The sequence below is a fragment of the Arcicella sp. genome (assembly GCF_964672035.1).
Window position 1 is genome coordinate 38,481 of sequence record NZ_CBABQS010000023.1, and the last position, 20,423, is coordinate 58,903.

At 33.6% G+C, this 20,423-nt stretch carries 22 protein-coding genes and 1 tRNA gene; 22 read left to right on the forward strand and 1 reads right to left on the reverse strand.

The window, feature by feature from the left end; all coding sequences use genetic code 11:
* Positions 1 to 89: 89 nt before the first annotated feature.
* The 13 genes from AC1W31_RS08780 to AC1W31_RS08840 all read left to right on the forward strand — a co-directional run bounded on the left by AC1W31_RS08780 (position 90) and on the right by AC1W31_RS08840 (position 15,601).
* Complete coding sequence (locus AC1W31_RS08780) at positions 90 to 998, forward strand: transketolase family protein (RefSeq protein ID WP_481734057.1); 909 nt, start codon at positions 90 to 92, stop codon at positions 996 to 998.
* A gap of 10 nt (positions 999 to 1,008) precedes the next feature.
* Entirely contained in the window at positions 1,009 to 2,670 is a 1,662-nt protein-coding gene (locus AC1W31_RS08785; protein ID WP_481734058.1) for a hypothetical protein, read from the forward strand.
* Between the two features lie 6 nt (positions 2,671 to 2,676).
* Complete coding sequence (locus tag AC1W31_RS08790; RefSeq protein WP_481734059.1) at positions 2,677 to 3,789, forward strand: acyltransferase family protein; 1,113 nt, start codon at positions 2,677 to 2,679, stop codon at positions 3,787 to 3,789.
* 101 nt (positions 3,790 to 3,890) lie between these two features.
* Positions 3,891 to 4,631 (forward strand): glycosyltransferase family 2 protein, encoded by a 741-nt coding sequence (locus AC1W31_RS08795; protein ID WP_481734060.1) that lies wholly within the window; start codon positions 3,891 to 3,893, stop codon positions 4,629 to 4,631.
* Positions 4,632 to 4,784: 153 nt separating this feature from the next.
* Complete coding sequence (glf, locus tag AC1W31_RS08800) at positions 4,785 to 5,888, forward strand: UDP-galactopyranose mutase (protein WP_481734061.1); 1,104 nt, start codon at positions 4,785 to 4,787, stop codon at positions 5,886 to 5,888.
* Positions 5,889 to 6,007: 119 nt separating this feature from the next.
* A complete protein-coding gene (locus AC1W31_RS08805; protein WP_481734062.1) occupies positions 6,008 to 8,650 on the forward strand; it encodes a hypothetical protein in 2,643 nt (880 codons plus the stop codon).
* A gap of 1 nt (position 8,651) precedes the next feature.
* Positions 8,652 to 10,055: an MBOAT family O-acyltransferase gene (locus tag AC1W31_RS08810; protein ID WP_481734063.1), complete on the forward strand. Its 1,404-nt coding sequence runs from the start codon at positions 8,652 to 8,654 to the stop codon at positions 10,053 to 10,055.
* Positions 10,056 to 10,066: 11 nt separating this feature from the next.
* A complete protein-coding gene (locus AC1W31_RS08815; RefSeq protein ID WP_481734064.1) occupies positions 10,067 to 11,089 on the forward strand; it encodes a hypothetical protein in 1,023 nt (340 codons plus the stop codon).
* On the forward strand, positions 11,086 to 12,021 hold the full coding sequence (locus AC1W31_RS08820; RefSeq protein ID WP_481734065.1) for a hydrogen peroxide-inducible genes activator: 936 nt from the start codon (positions 11,086 to 11,088) through the stop codon (positions 12,019 to 12,021). Before AC1W31_RS08815 ends, AC1W31_RS08820 begins: the two co-directional genes overlap by 4 nt.
* Positions 12,018 to 13,316, forward strand: a complete 1,299-nt coding sequence (locus AC1W31_RS08825) for an MFS transporter (RefSeq protein WP_481734066.1) — start codon at positions 12,018 to 12,020, stop codon at positions 13,314 to 13,316. The genes AC1W31_RS08820 and AC1W31_RS08825 overlap by 4 nt, the downstream gene beginning before the upstream one ends.
* Positions 13,317 to 13,364: 48 nt before the next feature.
* A tRNA-Val gene (locus AC1W31_RS08830) sits at positions 13,365 to 13,439 on the forward strand.
* 321 nt (positions 13,440 to 13,760) lie between these two features.
* Positions 13,761 to 14,957 (forward strand): phage integrase SAM-like domain-containing protein, encoded by a 1,197-nt coding sequence (locus AC1W31_RS08835; RefSeq protein WP_481734067.1) that lies wholly within the window; start codon positions 13,761 to 13,763, stop codon positions 14,955 to 14,957.
* Positions 14,958 to 15,046: 89 nt separating this feature from the next.
* The gene (locus AC1W31_RS08840) at positions 15,047 to 15,601 is read left to right on the forward strand and encodes a hypothetical protein (protein WP_481734068.1); all 555 of its coding nucleotides are present in this window, start codon (positions 15,047 to 15,049) and stop codon (positions 15,599 to 15,601) included.
* A gap of 146 nt (positions 15,602 to 15,747) precedes the next feature.
* On the opposite strand, the gene AC1W31_RS08845 is transcribed toward AC1W31_RS08840, so the two are convergent.
* Positions 15,748 to 16,263: a hypothetical protein gene (locus AC1W31_RS08845; RefSeq protein ID WP_481734069.1), complete on the reverse strand. Its 516-nt coding sequence runs from the start codon at positions 16,261 to 16,263 to the stop codon at positions 15,748 to 15,750.
* 204 nt (positions 16,264 to 16,467) lie between these two features.
* Between AC1W31_RS08845 and AC1W31_RS08850 the strand changes: the two genes are divergently transcribed.
* The 9 genes from AC1W31_RS08850 to AC1W31_RS08890 all read left to right on the forward strand — a co-directional run.
* Positions 16,468 to 16,644 (forward strand): hypothetical protein, encoded by a 177-nt coding sequence (locus AC1W31_RS08850; RefSeq protein ID WP_481734078.1) that lies wholly within the window; start codon positions 16,468 to 16,470, stop codon positions 16,642 to 16,644.
* Between the two features lie 92 nt (positions 16,645 to 16,736).
* Positions 16,737 to 17,078 (forward strand): hypothetical protein, encoded by a 342-nt coding sequence (locus tag AC1W31_RS08855; protein WP_481734070.1) that lies wholly within the window; start codon positions 16,737 to 16,739, stop codon positions 17,076 to 17,078.
* Positions 17,079 to 17,201: 123 nt separating this feature from the next.
* Complete coding sequence (locus tag AC1W31_RS08860; RefSeq protein ID WP_481734071.1) at positions 17,202 to 17,588, forward strand: hypothetical protein; 387 nt, start codon at positions 17,202 to 17,204, stop codon at positions 17,586 to 17,588.
* A gap of 53 nt (positions 17,589 to 17,641) precedes the next feature.
* Positions 17,642 to 17,782: a hypothetical protein gene (locus AC1W31_RS08865; RefSeq protein WP_481734072.1), complete on the forward strand. Its 141-nt coding sequence runs from the start codon at positions 17,642 to 17,644 to the stop codon at positions 17,780 to 17,782.
* 364 nt (positions 17,783 to 18,146) lie between these two features.
* The gene (locus tag AC1W31_RS08870; protein ID WP_481734073.1) at positions 18,147 to 18,527 is read left to right on the forward strand and encodes a DUF3127 domain-containing protein; all 381 of its coding nucleotides are present in this window, start codon (positions 18,147 to 18,149) and stop codon (positions 18,525 to 18,527) included.
* Positions 18,528 to 18,553: 26 nt separating this feature from the next.
* Positions 18,554 to 19,273, forward strand: a complete 720-nt coding sequence (locus tag AC1W31_RS08875) for an ERF family protein (protein ID WP_481734074.1) — start codon at positions 18,554 to 18,556, stop codon at positions 19,271 to 19,273.
* A 5-nt stretch (positions 19,274 to 19,278) separates the two neighbouring features.
* Entirely contained in the window at positions 19,279 to 19,761 is a 483-nt protein-coding gene (locus AC1W31_RS08880; protein WP_481734075.1) for a hypothetical protein, read from the forward strand.
* Entirely contained in the window at positions 19,758 to 20,192 is a 435-nt protein-coding gene (locus AC1W31_RS08885) for a hypothetical protein (protein WP_481734076.1), read from the forward strand. Before AC1W31_RS08880 ends, AC1W31_RS08885 begins: the two co-directional genes overlap by 4 nt.
* Before the next feature lie 10 nt (positions 20,193 to 20,202).
* A partial coding sequence (locus AC1W31_RS08890; protein WP_481734077.1) for a hypothetical protein occupies positions 20,203 to 20,423 on the forward strand: 221 nt, incomplete at its 3' end.

Below are 20,423 nucleotides of genomic sequence, written 5' to 3' on the forward strand. Positions count from 1 at the left end.
GGAGAAAAGTAGACAGAAGGAATGGAGAAATGAAATCTAAAAATTCTTTATTCCATCCCACCTATCTCCCTCACTCCGACCAAAATATTATGAGAAGAGAATTTTCAGATACCATTGAAAAAATTGCCCTTGAGGACGAAAAAGTCGTCTTTATCACAGGTGATTTAGGCTATAATGCACTCGAAAACTTACAAGCAAAATTAGGTAATCGTTTCATTAATGCTGGTGTTGCCGAACAAAACATGATCGGACTTGCCGCAGGAATGGCTTATAAAGGCTTTAAAGTGTTTTGTTATTCGATTGCGCCTTTTGTCGTGTATCGTTGTTGGGAACAGTTCAGAAATGACGTTTGTTTGCATAATTTACCCGTTTTTTTAGTGGGAAACGGTGGTGGATACGGCTACGGAATCATGGGAAGTACCCATCATGCGATTGAAGATTTAGCAGGATTGAGTTCGCTACAAAATGTAAAATGTTGGATTCCAGCCTTTGCGGATGAAGTAGAACCTTTTGTAAATCAAATAGTTGCCGATGGTCGTCCTGCATATTTACGCTTGGGCGCAGGGAAACAGACACCAGCTCACGAAGGAGAATTTGGAAGTTTGAAATTAGTGGTTAAATCAGCTAATCCAAAAGGCTCAATTGTGGCTTTGGGTCCAGTAGCCAATAATGTGGTGAGTGTTTTGGAAAAAGCAGAATTCAACAATCAGTTTAATTTATATACGGCTCAAAATGTACCTTTAACAATTGATCCTGAAGGCTTAAAGTTATTAGAATCTACTGATAATCTGTTAGTTATAGAAGAACACGTGAGTGTGGGTGGATTGGCACAACAACTCTCAGTTCAGTTAATGGAAAACGGAATTTCTTTCAAAAAATTCATTAGTTTGCGAGCTGAAGGATATCCCGATGGTACTTATGGCGATCAAAATTTTCATCAAACCCAATCTGGTTTAGATGCCGGAAATATTGGTGAAAAATTGAGACTTTTTTTATAATCCTTATCTCTTGAAATCATTTCTTTCAAAAAATACGTTTGGGGGTTTGCTGATTTTTCTTCCAGTAGCGCTCTATTTTTATTTTCTTTCAGAATACTCCCTAAATATTCCGAAGTGGGACGACCATGCGCTTAAATCATTTATCGTAGATTTTCAGAATGCCGATGGTTTTGTGTCGAAATTGCAAACATTTTTCAGACAGCATAATGAACATCGAATTGCGTTTGATCGATTTTTCACTTTAATCGTATTTTGGATTCATGGAAGCATAGAATATCGCTGGTTGATGTGGATTGGAAATTTTACGCTTTTAGGGGTACTTTTTATTTTTTTTAGACTGTTCCAAAAACAAAAAATATCCATTGCCTATTTCGTTCCAATTCCGTTGATATTATTCCAAATGCAATTATGGGAAAATACCTTTTGGGGAATGGCTTCAATGCAAAATTTCGGCATTATTTTCTTTATTCTGACCTTAATTTATTTAATTTCTTCCGAAAAAAAGACCTATTTTTATTTGGCTTTATTCGTCGCTTTTTTGGCAACTTACACCAGCGGAAATGGCATTACGGTATTTCCAGTGTGTTTTGTATTATTGGTTTTGCAACGACGCTACAGAGACCTTTCAATATTTGGGATTGTGTCCTTGACCTTAATATTTTTATACTTTTTTCAGTATAAATTTCCGGAAAATAATCCTTCGATGGCTGGGATTGGTTTCAAAAAAATCATTTTGGGATTCTTTTCATTCTTAGGTTCAGTATTTGATTTAGTACCGAATGCCAATCAAAGTCGAAAAACCACCATTTTTGGTGGCATCAATTTATTCATAACTGGTTTAATTATAGCTATTTATCTAATTTTTAACAGCAAATTAATAAAAAAACAGCGTAACCTGAATCAGACGGAATTATTCATTTTAGGAAATATTTTGTTTTTAATGGGTACTGCAATCGTAGTAACCTTGAGCAGAATCAGTTACGGCGAAGCGGGCTTGCTGACCAGTCGATATAAGATTTATTCAATTCTATTATTACTCACAATTTACCTTGCCTTTATTTCAAAACTAAATTTAACCAACGATAAATGGATCGTTTCGGCTTTGATTTTCATGGCAATTTGTTTCAATTTTGTGGCAAATTACACCCATTTTAAAGACGTTATTAATTTTAGAAATCAGTTAATCTCTTTTGGGGTGAATTGGCAATTAGAAGATACGAAACCAGCGTTAAATTCTGCTTTAAAATTATACGAATTGCCAACGTTAGGCTTTGAAAATAATATTGAAGAAATTAAAAAAAATATACAAAATGCACCAGTGTGGGAACAAAATATGACAAAAGACTTCAATGCTGAAGGATTAATAGTACAAAATAGTACCTTAATCATCCCACAAAATAAAGAAGACAATATTTCCATAATTGTTCAATCGAGTAAAAGAAATTATTTGATGCCCGTACAATTAATGAGTTATCCTTTAAAATCATTCGTTAGAACGGGGAAATATTGGCAAAATGGCTTCCTTGGTGTGTTAAATCACAATGAATTCGAAAATGGCACATATCAATTAGGGCTAATAATTAAAGAGGGACAGCTTTTTAAAAAGTATTTTTTGAAAGATTCATTAATTGTTAATGTCGCAAAACCTAAATCTGTTAAAACCAATTGGTAGTTTTTTATGAAACAAGAAACATACTTTTCACAACTTGATGGAATCCGTTTTTTGGCGGTCGGTTTGGTACTAATTGACCATTGGTTAGCGGAAAAAAATGTACTTCCTTTGGGTCAATTGGGCGTAACAATGTTTTTTGTATTGAGCGGCTTTTTAATTACCAGAATATTAATTCAAAGCAAATTGAAGGATGATAATACAGGCAGGAGCCATTGGTTTTCTGTTAAACAATTTATTATTCGCCGTTCTATCCGCATATTTCCAATTTATTTTTTAGCCATATTTGTCCTATTTGTATTAGATGTACCGCCCGTTCGTGATACAATTTTGTGGTGTCTGACCTATACGACAAATATTTATATTGCCACAAAACAACATTGGATGGGGACCATTGATCATCTTTGGTCACTTGCCGTTGAGGAACAATATTATCTTATCTTTCCGTATTTAATACTCTTTTTACCTACTAAGCACTATCTCAAAATTTTAGTCGGAATGGTTTTTTTATCAGTTATTCTCCGATTGATGCTATTTTTGAATGGGAGTCCTTGGATGGTTCAATATGTTTTGATGCCAACTTGTCTGGATAGTTTTGGCCTTGGCGGGATTTTGGCTTATCTTTTTACTTTTCAAAAGGGGACTATTTTTAAAGAAATCAGTACTTCTAAGTATTTGATGATGAGTTTATTATTACTTATACTATTTTTGTATTTTTCGAGGCAATATCAAATTACCTCAAATCAAGTGCATCATTTTGGCAATTTGGTATTGGAAAGATTAATCGGTTCAATGTTTTGTTTTTTCTTGATTGCCAAAGCCGTGAATGAATATGGTGGCATCATGAAATGGTTTCTTGAAAACCCCGTAGTCAGTTATTTAGGAAGAATTAGTTACGGCCTTTATTTGTACCATAATTTTGTCTATAACTATTTTCATACCCCACAAACAAGTTTAATTTTAAGAATTTTGCATAAAATTCAAAGAATTATTCCAGTATTGACTCAAAATTCTGTTTTTGAATTATTGTATTTTTTCGGAATAACTGTTTTTATCGCAACTTTATCGTGGTATTTAATTGAAAAACCGGCAAATAACCTTAAAAAATACTTTACCTATTAACCACTTGATAAAAAGAAAACGAAGTTTAATTTAGAATTTCGTTAATTTAAACCTAATTCGGTATTTTTGTAAAATAATTTTCGTTCCCAACAACCCTTTTAATGAGTATTAAATTAGCAATCGTCATGCCTGCCTACAATGAGGAAGCGTGCATGGCAGACGTAGTAAAAATCTGGTCAGACCTTTTAGACACTGAATTTGCAGGAGAAAATACAAGACTTATCGTTGTAAACGATGGTTCGAAAGATAACACAGGCAAAATTCTTGACACTTTGACACCACAATATCCAAAATTGGTAGTGGTTCATCAAATAAATGGTGGGCATGGGAATGCAGTGGTTCACGCTTATCTCAAAGCGGTAGAATTGGAGGCTGAATATGTCTTCCAAACTGATTCGGATGATCAATTTATCCCCGGAGATGTAAAAAAATTGTGGGATAAACGAAATGATTCAAATTTCATTTTGGGATACCGCCAAATTAGACACGATGATATATTTAGATTGCTGATAACCAGAATCTTACGATATAGTATGTTTTTGGTTTATGGTACTTTTATCATGGATTCAAATATTCCTTTTCGATTAATTAAAGGGTCGTTCTTGAAAAAATTGCTTTCACAATTACCAAATCCTGTACCTTTTGCGCCCAATATTTTCTTGGCAATTATGGCTAAAAAATCGGGACAAGAATTGTATAATATTCCGATTATTCACAAAGAAAGGGCTACGGGAGAAGTGTCAATTCAAAAAATGAAATTATTAAAGGTTTGTTGGCAATCATTTAAAGAATTGTTGAATTTTAGATTAGAGTTAAACAACAAAATAAAGAATTTGAAATAGGGATTAGGGATTAGATCTTGGATAAATGAGAATAGAAAGAATAATAAATTATTTGCATTTTGTATCAAAAATACTTTAAAATTAATCCCTAATTACCCAATACCTAATTATCTAATCCCCAAAACCTAACGCCAAATAACTAAAACCTATATTATGAAAAAATACGATTATTTAATTGTGGGAGCTGGACTTTTTGGGTCAGTTTTCGCCCACGAAGCTACAAAAAAAGGAAAAAAATGCCTGGTTATTGATCGTAGAAATCATACGGGTGGCAATATTTTTTCAGAAGAAATCGAAGGGATTAATGTTCATAAATATGGGGCTCATATTTTTCACACCAATGATAAAGGCATTTGGGATTATGTAAATTCATTCGTAGAATTTAACCGCTATACAAACTCCCCAATTGCTAATTATGAAGGTGAATTATTTAATTTGCCTTTCAACATGAATACTTTTTATCAATTATGGAAAGTAAAAACGCCCGAAGAAGCGCAAGCTAAAATTGATGAACAAGTAGCAGCATCTGGGATTAAAGACCCGCAAAATTTAGAGGAACAAGCCATTTCATTGGTTGGAACTGATATTTACGAAAAATTAATCAAGGGATATACCGAAAAACAGTGGGGACGTAAAGCAACGGAATTACCCGCTTTTATTATCAAACGTTTACCATTGAGATTTACTTTCGACAATAATTACTTTAACGATAAATATCAAGGAATTCCGATTGGAGGATATAATAAATTGACGGAAGGATTATTAAAAGATATTGAAGTGAGAACCGATGTTGATTTTTTTCAAAATAAAGAAGAATTGATGGGTTTAGCCGAAAAAACTGTATTCACAGGTAATATTGATGAATTTTATAACTATCAATTCGGGAAATTAGCATACAGAAGTTTGAAGTTTGAACATAAAATTTTGAATCAAGAAAATTTTCAAGGTAATGCAGTAGTCAATTATACGGAGGCAGATATTCCTTATACTCGCATACTTGAGCATAAGCATTTTGAATTTGGAAAACAGCCTAAAACGGTCGTAACAAAAGAATATCCTTGTGAATGGTCGGCTGGAATGGAAGCATATTATCCCGTAAACGACGATAAAAACACCGAATTATTCAAAAAGTACCGTGATTTATCTCGTCAAGAAGAAAGTATAATTTTTGGAGGTCGTTTGGCTGAATATAAATATTATGATATGCACCAAGTGATTGGATCGGCATTGGTTACGGCAAAAAACGAATTACAATAAAATCTTTTATACCTGAATTTACGGAAGTCGTCCTATTGAAGGACGACTTCTGTGTATCAAAGATAATATTCTGTGTAAATTTTGTTCTAATAACATAAAGTGAAATAAAGATTATCCTTATGATAAAACAAAAACTACTTATACTGGGCTTTGCCATTTTGGGAATTGGAGGTTTCATTTATTATCATCAAACAAGCCAACTCAATAACCAAATAACCGACTTTATTCCAGATAATACGCTTGTTTTATTGGAAACAAATGAAATTTCTACCGTTAAAAACGTCGTTATTCCAAGAATTCCTCTGCTCACCAAAGCATCTTCTCAATATCAAGTCTTAAAAAAAATTGGGCTTACACAAAAGGAAATCGAGTTATTGATTTTCAAAAAAACGCTTTATTTTGCCTTACTACCAGCAGGAAAAGACAATTTTTCTTTTATCAATTATTTACCCTTAACGACTGAAAATGAAGACTTTGTAGAAAAATTGAGTAAACTTTTACAAAATAATACGGGGAAAAGATTAATTCCCCACACCACAAAAGGCTTTAAAGTTTTGGAAGTAATTGATGAAAATGCAGAGTCGCTTTTTTCTTATATTATTCAAGATAATTTTCTAATTTTCAGTCAATCAAGTTTAGCATTGGAAGAGTCTATTTTGCATTCTGAAAATAGTTGGGTAAAGTCCCTTAAACTCTATGCTATAAATGCTACTTCGGGTGCAATTTTTACCCAAACGTACTTTAACCAAAATTCAATCAACAGTTTTTTAAAAGATATTTCGGATAAAAATGCCATAAATTTTTCCTCCTTTATTCCTCAAAGTTTTGAGTGGTTGAAGCCCAATGCAAATGTAATTGAGGCACTTAGCACTTCTGTCAATAGCAACTTATTTGAAGGTCAGAAACCTGCTCACATTCAAAGTTTGAACATGATTCCAAATTCTTGTTCCTATTCTTTGATTATGTCTTTCTCAAATCAAGAAAAATTTATCAAAAATTTAGAAAAAAATTTAGAAGGTCATCAAAAAATTAATTCGTTGCGGAAAAAGGTAAGTAGTAAATTTGAAGTGGAATTTAATAAAATTTATGCTAAAATAAATGACGAAGTTACGCTTTGCAGTTTTGACAATTTGGATCAGTCAATTCAAAATAAAGTCCTTCTAATTAAACAAAAAGGACTTTTAAATCCCTTAAAAGTCTTTGCACGAAATGTGGCAAGCAAAAGTGAAGATGATGTTTATAGTGTACAATACGGAAGTTTTTTGATAACTTCATTGGGAATAAAAGAGTTTCCAATGATGCTTTTAGGAGAGGTTTATACAGGTTTTGAAGAATGCTACTTTACTGAATATAATGACTATATAATTTTGGCGAGTAGTTTGGCAATGATGCAAGATTATTTGATTAATATTAGTAAAGGAGATGTTTTAAGTAATTCTCCTAAAAGTAAAAAAATTACCAATCATTGTTTGCCTGCCAATTTAACCTTAATTATAGAGAACTCCAAGGCCTTGAAAGGTTTACAAAAAGTACTGAATCCAAAATGGGCTGAACAGCTTAATGTATATAAAAATGCCCTTTTAGGGGTACAAGCCGAAATTTTACAATTAAGTGCCTCGGATGGGAGATTGGTGCTTTTAAAGAATATTGAAGTAAATAAAGTGATTCAAAAGACCAATAATAAATGGGTTAAATTGGGGACAATAAATATAACAGCTTCCTCAAAACCAAAGTATTTAATAAATCCATTGAATAAAAATGCCCAGATTTTGCTTCAAAGTGCTGACCAAGTAGCACATTTATACGAAAAAGGAAAACAGATTTGGAGTTACCAATTAAATGGCGAAATCATTGGAGATATAAAAAGCGTTAATTATTCAAAAAATGCTTCTCAAGAATTGCTTATTGCCACCAAAACAAAAATTTACATTTTGACGAGAAATCAAAAAGGATTTGAAGTTATCACAAGTAAGCCCTTTAAGGGTTTTAATTTAGAAAATTTCAATGTCTTTGAAAATGAAAATGACCGAGGTAAAAATATCACCCTGATGTCAGAAAATGGCGAATCTTATAAACTTAGTAAAGAGAGCCTAATCGTATCCCCTATTTTTAAGCGTTCAACGGTCAGTCAAACACTTACACCACTGCCAAATATAATTTTAAAAGGCAATGAATATGCCGTGATGTTAGAGAAATCTGGCAAAATATATTTACAGAATGTGAAAGGAAAAATAGCCGAAGGTTTTCCACTTACGATTAGCGGTAATTTCACTTCTCCTGCCTTATTAGAAGGTGAGAATAAAAATGTTCTCATTCGCATAATAAGTGAGCAAGGAGATTTGTATAAAATTAGTTTAGATGGTAAAATTCTTGAAAAAAGACAATTATTCAGACCAAATAATGAGGTTAAATTCTCTATGGTCATGGATGAAAGAAGTGCTGATTGGGTTTTAATGCGTACCGATGGGAAAGAAGTTGTCGTGCTAAATAAAAATGAGCAAGAAATATTTACCATTAAAGAATTAAATTATGGTAGAAAAGTTTTGAATTACTACAACTTAGGCATTGCAGGGAAGTATTTTTCTGTTAATAATGGCTACACTACTTATCAGTTTTTTAATGAAAATGGAGAAGGTATCGGTCAAATACCCGTTGAATCAACATACAAACCAAGTATCTCGTATTCAGACTCTTACAAAAAAATAATCATGAATATTACCACACCAAGTAGCATAGAAACTTGGTCAGTCAAGATACATTAATATGCTGTTCAACTCGATACATTTTTTCTTTTTCTTTATTATTGTTACTTTGGGCTACTGGTCTTTGGGTTGGGCTGGTCGTTGGCGTTTATTATTGTTTGCCAGTTGTTATTTCTACATGATTTTCAAACCTGAGTATATTTTAATATTATTTTTTACAATTATTATTGATTATTACGCTGGAATTTATCTGGAAAAAACGCAAGGGAAACAGCGAAAATGGCTCCTAATTATTAGTATTATATCAAACGTTGGCATATTAGCTTTCTTCAAATATTACCATTTTTCTTTTGAAAATATCGGTCATGTTTTAGGTATTTTTCAAGTAAAAAACCCCTTACCCATATTTGATTATATTCTACCCATTGGTCTTTCATTTCATACATTTCAAGCGATGAGTTATACGATTGAAGTGTATCGAGGCAATCAAAAAGCAGAAAAACATTTCGGGATTTATGCCCTTTATGTGATGTTTTATCCGCAGTTGGTGGCTGGCCCAATCGAACGACCGCAAAATGTTTTGCCGCAATTTCATCAAATGCACCAATATGATTTTGAGAAAGTGAAAAGTGGCTTAATGATGATGGCTTGGGGATTATTCAAAAAGGTGGTAATTGCGGATAGATTATCAATGGTGGTGGATTATGCTTACGAAAATCCCGCTGAAAAAACTGGTCTCACGCTCTTAATTGCCACTTTCTTCTATACATTTCAGATTTATTGCGATTTTTCTGGATACTCAGATATTGCCTTGGGTTCGGCAAAAGTGATGGGGTACGATTTAATGGAAAATTTCAGAACGCCCTATTTTTCAACTTCAATTTCAGAATTTTGGCGACGTTGGCATATTTCTCTATCCACTTGGTTTAGAGACTATTTGTACATTCCATTGGGCGGAAATCGGGTTTCGGAATGGCGAAGATATTTCAATCAATTCTTTGTTTTTATGATTAGTGGATTGTGGCACGGTGCCGCTTGGACATTCGTAATTTGGGGTTCTTTACACGGTTTTTACCTAATTTGTGCCGTTTTAAGAGATAAATATTTACCGAAATTAACCTTACCAAAAAATCTTTTAGGCAAAACAATTAACCTAATTTCAACATTCATTTTAGTAATGTTGGCTTGGGTTTTCTTTCGGGCGAAAGGCACAAAAGATGCTTTAACAGTTTTGAAAAAAATAAGTACATTTTCAATTTCGCAAGATTTCAAAAGTCCGTTAAATTCAACCGAAATGTGGTTTTCACTGATTTTGATTGTATTCTTATTGTGGAAAGAATTTAAGTTTTTCAATATTAATACCCAAAATACTTCCAGATTTTATACGTTGATAGGTCTTTTTGCCCTGACAATTTATTTCTTCGGGGTCTTCAATACCAATCAATTTATCTATTTTCAGTTTTAATCTGAAACCCGATGTTTTCAAAGATTCTTAAATATTCAGTCCTATTTTTAGCCATTTATTTGTGGCTACAAGCCTACTCGCCCTTGATTTATAAATCGTCAAGGCTTTTTCCAGATGATTATCGGAATGGTGATTTGTATCACCTCTCCTATTTGCCTCAATTTAAAGAAAAATTACAGCCCTGCTCGCCCGCAAAAAGTGTTTCCGCTAAATCAAAAGTTAATTTATTTGTCATTGGCGATAGTTTTACTGAAGCCCAAAGAGTTGATAAAAACGATGTTAATGCGTTAAATTATACCAACATTCATTGGAGTAAACAAACTGATATTCAATTAGATAGAACCCTTAGAAATGTTTTAATTTTAGAAACTGTTGAACGTACTTTCAAAGATCATTTTTCACAAGAAGTTAATCAATTTAGGTTGGAAAAAAATGAAGATAAAGTGGAAGATAAAAAATCTTGGAAGAGAATTTTAAAGGAAAATATCATTCAAACAGTAGCCTTTATTTTTCCAGAAAAAGACGGCATTGAACAACGCTTTGAATCATCACTATTTAGCTATGATTTCTTTTTAATATTTCGAGAAATTAAAGCAACGCTGAATAACACATTTTTTGATAGAGTTGAGAAAAAAGTAATTTTATCAAATGATAAAAAAAGTGTATTTTTTTCCGAAGAATCTTTACCAACTGACTCACATTCAGCATTTTATCCATTTACGGACAAAGAAAAAGCCTTGCTGGTTCAAAACATCAATGCGGCATACAAGAAATATTTACGTGCTGGATTTGATGAAGTTTATTTATCCATCATTCCCAATAAAGTGAGTATTCTCGCCCCAGATTTAGGAAAATACAACCATCTCATCGAGCAAATTCAGGCAGATTCAAGGGTAGAAATGCCCTTCATTGATACTTTTTCAGAATTTAGAAAAAATCCTTCCAAATATTATCTAAAATCTGATTCGCATTGGACTTGTGAGGGAAGGGATATTTGGTTAAATAAAGTCAATAAAATTCTTGCAAACCCATGACAATCACGCAATTAGAATACGTTTTGGCAGTTGAAAAACACCGAAATTTTGTGCAAGCGGCTGATAGTTGTTTTGTTACTCAACCCACATTGAGTATGCAAATTCAAAAGTTGGAAGAAGAGTTGGACGTTAAAATTTTTGACCGAAGCCGACAACCCGTTATTACCACACAAATTGGCTTAGAAATTATTCAACAAGCCAGAATTACAATCTCGGAATTTTACAAAATTAATGATACTGTTAATGCCAATAAGCACGACGTATCGGGGGAGATTCGTTTAGGAGTTATTCCAACCCTTGCACCCTATTTGATACCTTTATTTCTGACAGATTATTTACAAAAGAATCCTAATATTCATTTAAAAATCAAGGAATTAACAACTGATAAAATAATCGAAGGACTGAAAAATGATGAATTAGATTTAGGCTTATTGGCTACCCCATTGCAACAAGTAAATATTGTAGAATACCCAATTTTTTACGAAGAATTAGTTTTGTACGTTTCTCGTGATAATGCTATTTATAAGAAAAAATACGCACTTTCTGAAGACATTAATCCAAAGGAATTATGGCTTTTGGAAGAAGGACATTGTTTAAGATCGCAAATTGAGAATTTATGCGAATTGAAAAGAAAATCTATTGGAAATAATCAATTTGAATATCAATCAGGAAGTTTGGAAACCCTCCGCAAAATGGTAGAACGCAATCAAGGTATTACGATTTTACCAGAATTGGCCACCAGTGATTTTGATAAAGATAGACAGAAATTAGTACGTCATTTTAAATCTCCCGAACCTGTTCGAGAAATAAGTTTAGTTTCTCACAAAAATTTTGTCAAGAAAGGAATTCTAAACTCGTTAAAAACCAGTATTTTAGAATCATTGCCACAAAAAATTAAAGAAAATAGAAATCACAATATTTTGAGTATATGAAAAATAACCCTAAAACACTCACTGCTTGGACGATGTATGATTGGGCAAATTCTGTTCATTCATTAACCATAACTTCAGCAATTTTTCCAATCTATTTTCCGATTGCGGCGGTCATGTTGCCTTCAAAAAGCACGAAACTTGATTTTTTAGGGTTTCAAATTGAAAATACGGTCATTTATTCCTATGCTGTTTCTTTAGGATTTCTTCTATTAGCCTTTTCTGTACCACTCGTTTCCGCCATTTCTGATTATACAGGGAAGAAAAAAGTCTTCATGAAATTGTATTGCTATTTAGGGGCGATTTCTTGCATGACATTATTTTTTTTTAAGGAAGGAAACTACTATTTAGGCACTTTTGCTTTCTTATTTTCAATCGTTGGTTGGGGCGGAAGTATCGTTTTTTATAATTCGTACATTCCCGAAATTGCCACGGAAGACAAATACGATTCATTATCAGCCAGAGGATTTACGATGGGATATTTAGGAAGCGTAATTTTACTAATTCAAAACCTAACGATGGTCTTGAAACCATCTTGGTACGGTGGAATTTCGGGCGATGAAGCCTCCAGAATATCCTTTCTTACCGTAGGAATTTGGTGGATAGTTTTTGCTCAAATTCCATTTGCGTTATTGCCCGAAACCCAAAAGCCGCAAAGGAGAACTGGAAGTTGGATTTTTAATGGTTTCAAAGAGTTGAAAAAGGTATTTGGTGAATTACAAAACCTAAGAATTACTAAAAAGTTTCTTTTGGCATTTTTCTTTTATAATATGGGTGCTCAAACGGTTATGTATTTGGGAGCTTTGTTTGGCGGGCAAGAATTAAAATTACCAACTGATTCATTGATTATTACGATATTATTAATTCAATTGGTTGCAATTCCTGGGGCTTATATTTTTTCTAAACTATCCGAAAAAGTGGGCAATACAATGTCTCTGTCCTACATTGTGTTAATTTGGATTGTCATTTGTATTGCGGGATATTACGTTTATACTCGAAACGAATTTTACATTTTGGCTACAGGAATAGGTTTTGTGATGGGTGGAATTCAATCACTTTCACGCTCGACGTATGCTAAAATGTTGCCTGAGAATACGAACGATACGGCTTCTTATTTTAGTTTTTACGATGTTTGTGATCGCCTTTCAACCGTCATTGGTACTTTCATGTTTGGATTAGTAAACCAACTGACAGGAAGTATGCGCATGAGTTTATTATTTTTAACCGTGATCTTTGCCATTGGTTTTTTAGTATTAATTAGAATTCCATCCAAAAATATTTACATTATTAAGGACTAAATAATTGTAAATCTGAATTTTCAAACTGATATTTGCAACCATTAAAAAGGGCTGTTAGCTCAGTTGGTTTAGAGCGCCGCCTTGACAGGGCGGAGGTCGTAAGTTCGAATCTTATACCGCCCACAATTACTAATTTTCCACCCCATTTCTCTGCATTTTCTTGCTTTACAAGCCCACAATCGGCATTTTCATTTTTACAACTTCGTGTACACTTTTATTTTGCTGTGTACACGAAGTATTGTTCTCATTATTCCTATCCATGAGTGGTGTATTAATATGAAGAATATTGAAATATATACATAAGTGCTTTAATTTACATAATTACTATATTGGTTTAGAATAAATTATGCTCTTTTTAATTTTGCATAAGTTCTACACTATAATAACAATCACAAAACTAATCTGAGTTTATGTAGAACATTTTTGTTCCTCTAAACACACACAATGATTAAGTATGAAAGATTCAACTATGAAATGGCACGCAACACGTACACAATCCTGTATTATTTCCGAAAATCACAACGGGACCCCGACAAAGGGACTATCTACGCACGCCTTACATTGAACGGCATAAAAGTTGAATTGTGCTGTACGGGTGTTTTTGTTCCACAATCGGATTTTGATACTAAACGGCAACGGGTTAAGAATCAAGACCAGAACGCCCGACTGGTTCAACTCACTAACGACATTATCTATTTTATTGAACACACTCCAGACCCAACGGCTCCAAAAATTCGGGACTTGGTAAACGGCAAGTCAAGTTTAAACCCTCCAATTTTAAAACTCTTAGAAATGTATATGGCAGAAGCAACAAGCGATTACGAACACGGAACAATGCAAGATTGGAAGTGTAAAATTGGCAACTTAGAAGCGTGGCTGGTAGAAACTAAAAATCCTAAACTTGAAGCAAGGCGTTTCAACATTCAGGCGTTTTCGCAATTTAAAACGTGGCTAATTAAAACAAAATCGTGCGGAAACAATCATGCCAATAAGCACGGCTTGAAATTTCGTAAGGCTCTGCGATGGGCAGTCCAGCAGGGGCATATTACCGAGAATCCGCTCCGTGATGCCGAACTGATTATTAATCAAGAAACGAATCTCACGCATTTGACGTGGGACTGGGTGAAAAAGTTACGGGAATACCCGTATGAGGGCAAACTAAAAAAAGCCGTGGATATGTATGTTTTCAGTTGTTGCACAGGGATTTGCTATGCTGACATGAAAAACTTGAAATCCTTACACCTTGAAGATGATAAAGAATTAGGATTAGTGATTACCAATCAGAGGCAGAAAGTTAATTCGGTTTACTCCGCTCCCTTAACCCGTTTCGCAAAAGAGATTTTTGACGAATTTAGCAGTTTGGAAGCAATCCCAAAAATAAGCAACCAAAAAGCAAATGATTACATCAAAGTCGCTCTACATAAAATAGACTATCCAGATGCTGAAATAATTACTTTTCACACGGGAAGAAAAACCTTTGTTAATCACTGTTTGAATGATTTGAATATTCCGCCTCACATCGTTTGTAGATATACAGGGCATTCGTCCGTTGAGGCCCTGAAAGCCTATGCAAAAATTAACAAGCATACGGCTATTAATATTTTTAATGAGAAAATGAAGGAGTTTGAAGAAAAAGAGTAAATAACAAAAAAGCCTTGAATTAATTTTCAGGGCTTTTTTTTAAGTTATAGATTTTATTTATAACTTAGTGTGATAAATAAGAAAAAGTTATGGACAAAGAATTAAATCAAGAACTAATATATAAAGCATCAAAAGATGTATTAGTCGAAATAAAAACAGATGCCAACGAATTGTTAAAAAGTTATCACGATTCAGATTTATTTGTCACCAGTAAGTCGATGTCATTATTACAAATATTATTCCCCTCATTTGTTGCGATTTTCGGGTTTATTATTGTTGAATTATCAAACAATAGAATGAGTCAATTACTATTCTTTTCTTTAATAGAGGGCGTTGTAATTTTTTTGAGTTGCTACTTCTTATTTGAAGTCCTTGCATTAAGAACAGTTCCATTTATAGGAACAAAGCCGTCAATGATGCTTGAAGACGACATTTTTCTAAGTTCGGAAGAAGAAAGTTTATTACAATACCTAAGAATTAAAGTGTATGGACTGAATTGTGACATTACATTATATCAGGAAGCTTATGTGAGCCGAAAGAATAGCTTCAAAAATGGATTAAATACACTTATGATTGGCACGTCATTAGTCGTTATTATTTTTGTTGTATTTCAGGCTTGCTTAATCCTTTGTCATCACGAGTAGATGGATTCCTTAATGGCGGATGTGTTGGTTGCGGTGTTACCAATGGCGGCGGTGCTTGTTGGGGTTTTTCAGGAATACTATTCATTGTATTATTGGTTTATATGTTTTATTAAAAGCCCTTCATATTTGAAAGGGCTTTTTTGTGTTTAAAATACTATTGAATCAGCAATCATTTTCTCAAAATTCCCTGTACTTTTTGCATCATAATTAATTATGATTTGCGAACCCATAGAAACCGAATTTATGCCTGCGTATATATTTGTCAAATTGATATTTATGCCAGTCTTGCCGTCTTTTTCAAAAAGCCTAACATTCCAGATGCCATTTACTTCACGTGGCTTTAAATCTCCCCCTCCATAATCTTTCTTTTCTCTTACAATAAAGGCCGTTTTGTCAGTCAGTTGCCCTGTTTCTGTTTCAGTCGTAGTTTTTGTTAGGAAGTCAGTTTTGCTTGATACTATCAATCCGCTTGACTTATCAATTAATCCAATTCCTATTCCGTTTGTACTGAATAGCTCTATAACCTTCCCCCAAACGTAATCTTTCGTTTTGTCGGTATAGAATGTATTTTGAACTTTTGAGTAATCATTTTTCAAAGGTGTCATTGTAGCACAAGACTGCAACAAAATAGCCAACGCAATAAGCCTAATTAATCTTTTCATGTTTTTAGAGTTTTAAGTTTTAAACTATTGTAAATGTAAACTTTCAAAAAATGCTTTCAAAGCAAAAGTGTTTATTGGTATCAAAATAAACATTTGTAAAAAAATATCCAAAATAAATAAACATTTGTTTGTTTTATTATAAACATTTGCGTAAATTTACATCATCAAACAATCAGATACTCACAATTACTAAACGACAAGAAAATGAACAACATCACACAAGCCCAAAAAATCCAGTCAGTAGTTGCTCCACAAAGAAAAAATTTCCAAGAAGTACAATTGGAAAATCAACGCAGAGTAATGCAATGGATGTGTGAAGAGGAGAATGAGGAAGAAGAAGAGTACAGACAGGAGGATGAAAGAATTTCCTTCCGTAGATAACAAAAAAAGCCGTGGGATTCTTCACAATCTCACGGCTAACAATAAGAATCAATTAAACGACAAATTTAAACGGTCTTACGGCCATAAAGATAATGAAAAATTCAACAATCATCTCGCAAATCTCTAAAAAAGCATCTCAATTATATTCAAAGTACATTTTAAAGGGTCGCACGTTCTGGCAGGATGCAATGAGACAGGCTTCTAAGTTAATTAAAGGCATTAAAGAAGGTGTGATAACATTCTGGAAGCTCGCAGAAAATCAGGATGGGGAGGTGGAAGTAACTACTCGTAACGTGGTAACCCTTGAATCAATCGGTTATCAGTCTAAAGCCCAAAAGGAATCAAACGGACTTATCAAGATGGTTGATTTGGATAAGTACCAAGCGGGGTTAAATGGGTACATCATCTCATTTTACCCTTATCAGATAGTATAGTGGTTATTTTTCATAGTGTTAAGTTAAGGTTTAGTGTGAAATAATTTAGGGCGGGTAATGCTCGCTTATAAATTTCCTCTAAGCTGATTTAATCAAAAATTAATAGTTTAAAATAAAAAAATCATGTCAGAAACTAAAGAAATTACCATGTTAAGCCTTAAAAACTTGGCATTTATGGCACAGGCAATAGTGATTAAAGCTATTGAAGAGCTTGATATTATAGTAAACAATGTCGAGGATAAAAGTGAAGTGTCGTTTGCAAGGGCGATTATCCAAGGGGTTACATTCAATTTCGCTTATTACAAGAAAGCGGAAGCTTTCAAGACAATCAATGTATATGAAGACTTAACGGAAGACGACTGCTTACGGTGTCGGGTTCAATTAGAGAAAAATTCAAAGGCTTCGTTGATACTGAAATTAAAGATGGAAGATTGGACTGAGAAAAACAAAAGAGAACAACTTGAAAAAGCAAAGAACGAAGTGTATAACCTTGAACTTGAATTAGCATGACCATGCAGAGGATACCAAGTTTTTTTGTTTTGGGAGAGGAACAGAAAACAGTAATGAACAAAGTAATTTTTTATCCTGACAAAATAAAGGTTTTGCAAGATGGGAAGTTAAGAGATTTTAAGGCAACGGATAGAGTTGGGGGTGTAATTCATACGATACCAGAACATAATATTTCATATCACGAACTTTTATAACAGCTAAAAATCATGATACTATTAGGCTTAATTTTCGCAATCATCACTACTTGGTTAATCGTTCTTTTTAACCAAGAAAAGGTAAATCAAAAGAACGAAGACCGGTATAAAGGAATTTACTCAAAAGATGGATACTATAATTAACGTTCAAGTAGTTTCAACAGTTATTTTAATGGTGTTAGGGCTTTGGTTAGCCTATAAGGTAACGCCAAATGATGATAGGGATTAACGACCCCACAAAGTAATTGTGTTAAATATTAGGTAATTGTGTTGTGTTAAATTCGGGGGTGTCTTTGGCACTCCCTTAATTTTCTGACAAATTTCCGAATGTAATCCTTTCAAATAAATCAAATAAACAAATATAATGGCAGAAATAACAGGAATAATAACAGAGTTATTACCCGAAAAGTCGGGTGTAAGTAAAACGAACGGTAACGAATGGCGTTCAATGGAATTTTTACTTGAATATGGAGATGCTCCACATATCAAAAAAGGCATATTTTCAGTGTTTGGCGGGGATAAAATTGATAGTTTAACCGTTGGCGAAAAGGTTAAATTATCATTCAATCCAGAGGCGAACCCGTGGCAAGATAGATACTTCTGTAAAAATTCAGTATGGCGTATAGACGTATTGGAAAGTGTGGCGGCTGCACCAAAGACACAACAACCGCAATCGCCCAAACAAGCGGATCCCGTTGCTGAATTACCAAGTTTTGATGCAGAGGATCAAGATTTACCATTTTGAAATAACAATTAACTAAACTAATAATCATGGAAAATACAGAAATTAAGCCTTTGAATTTGTATCAAAAGTTACTTGAAATTCAAAAGAGAATTAATGGACTTGGAAAAGATAAAGACACTAAGACCAACAGCAATCCAGGGGGATACAAGTATGTAACAGGGGATAAAGTTTTAAGCCACATTAAGCCGTTAATGAATGAGTTAGGAATAATCTTAAAGCAGGAAATTATTAAAATTGAAAACCAAAGACAAGATTATTTTGTGACGGGCAAAAAATGGGAAAATGTAGATGGCAAAAATGTAGCTATTGAATATCAAAAACCCAAAGCTGAAATATTTACAACTTTGCATCTAAAGTTTACTTGGATTAATTGTGAGACAGGAGAAAGAGACGAAAATTTATTTTTTGCTAATGGGCAAAACGATTGGGAAAAAGGTTTAGGGAGTGCTTTGACGTACGGGGAACGCTATTTCCTTTTGAAGTTCTTCCACATCGCAACGGATGAAGATGATATTGATAATCCAGACCGCAAAACCACTCCACCAGTAGCAATTACACCGACGCCGCCATTTGTTCAAAAGCCAAAGGATATTTTAGTTCAAAATTCCGAAACTTGGAATAACATTATTAAGGCAATGACGGTGGGCGTAAGTGGTAAGGTATTTACCCTCAATGAGATTGAGAAAAAGTATACGATTACCGAAAAGGATAAAGAAGTTCTACTTGAAATAGTTTCTGAAAAATAATTGGCATGACACAAGAACAAGCACTATCACCCTTTGAAGGATTAGAATCTTTCAAAGGGTATTCAAAAGAGGAAAAGATTAACTATGTTAAAACCCTTTTGAATATTAACGAAAACTCATTGACTGGAAAGGAGTTTATTAACGATTGTGATATGGAAGGAAGCCTTGAAATTTTGGCTCACATGCGATGGTATCAAGAACTTTTAGAACTAATCTATAAATATGGTTCTTGTTTGGTTTTGGCGTATGTAATGGCAAATAAGACTGTAAAAACACTTGATGGCAGTTTTTCAACTATGACTAAAAATGTTTATGATTTTTCAGTGAATGAAAATTGGCAATCTTTTGATAATGAAATAGTAGCAATTACTGAGGGCAAAAAGCAATTGGAAGAAGTTTTGAAAAAAGGAGGAACTTTTGCAGGCGAAACAATAGAAGCAATTAAACCAGAAGCTCAAATATTATTAAGATTCTCGATTGAAAAATGAAATACGAACACTACGCAACCATTGACCAAAACGCAACATTAACCCTTAATTCAAAGGTAAGATTTAAAAAAGCCTTAGAGAGTTTTATTGATAGCGATGGAGAAATAACGGACGTAATTGTAAGTATTGAAACAGTCAAAAGGAATAGAACGCACATGCAAAATAGGCTACTTTGGGGCGTTATCTATCCAGAGTGTCAGCAAGGTTTTATTTATCATTGTGGGTATGCCGATACAAGTATCAGAGATGTACACGAATTTTTTAAGAAACGATTTTTAACAGATTTAGAAGCGGATATTACAACAACGGGCAAAGCGGTTTATCTGAAGTCGTCCACCGCTTTGCTCTCAACTAATCAATTTACTACCTATTTAGAGCAAATCTTTCAATTTTCAGCGGAATTTTTAGGGGTTTGTTTTGAGGGGGCTTAATAATCACTGCATGAAAATAATAGCCATTGATCCTGATTTACACAAAAGTGGATTTTCCCAATACGACACAATTAGTTGCACGATGGATGAAATATCAAGTTTTGATATGTTTGAAATTATGCTGAAAATCACAACGCTGGTACTGGAGGGGAAACTTGAAAAAGTGATTATTGAGGATGCAAATTTAATCCGTGGTTCATTTCATGGAAGTACTGCACGGGAAAACGTAGG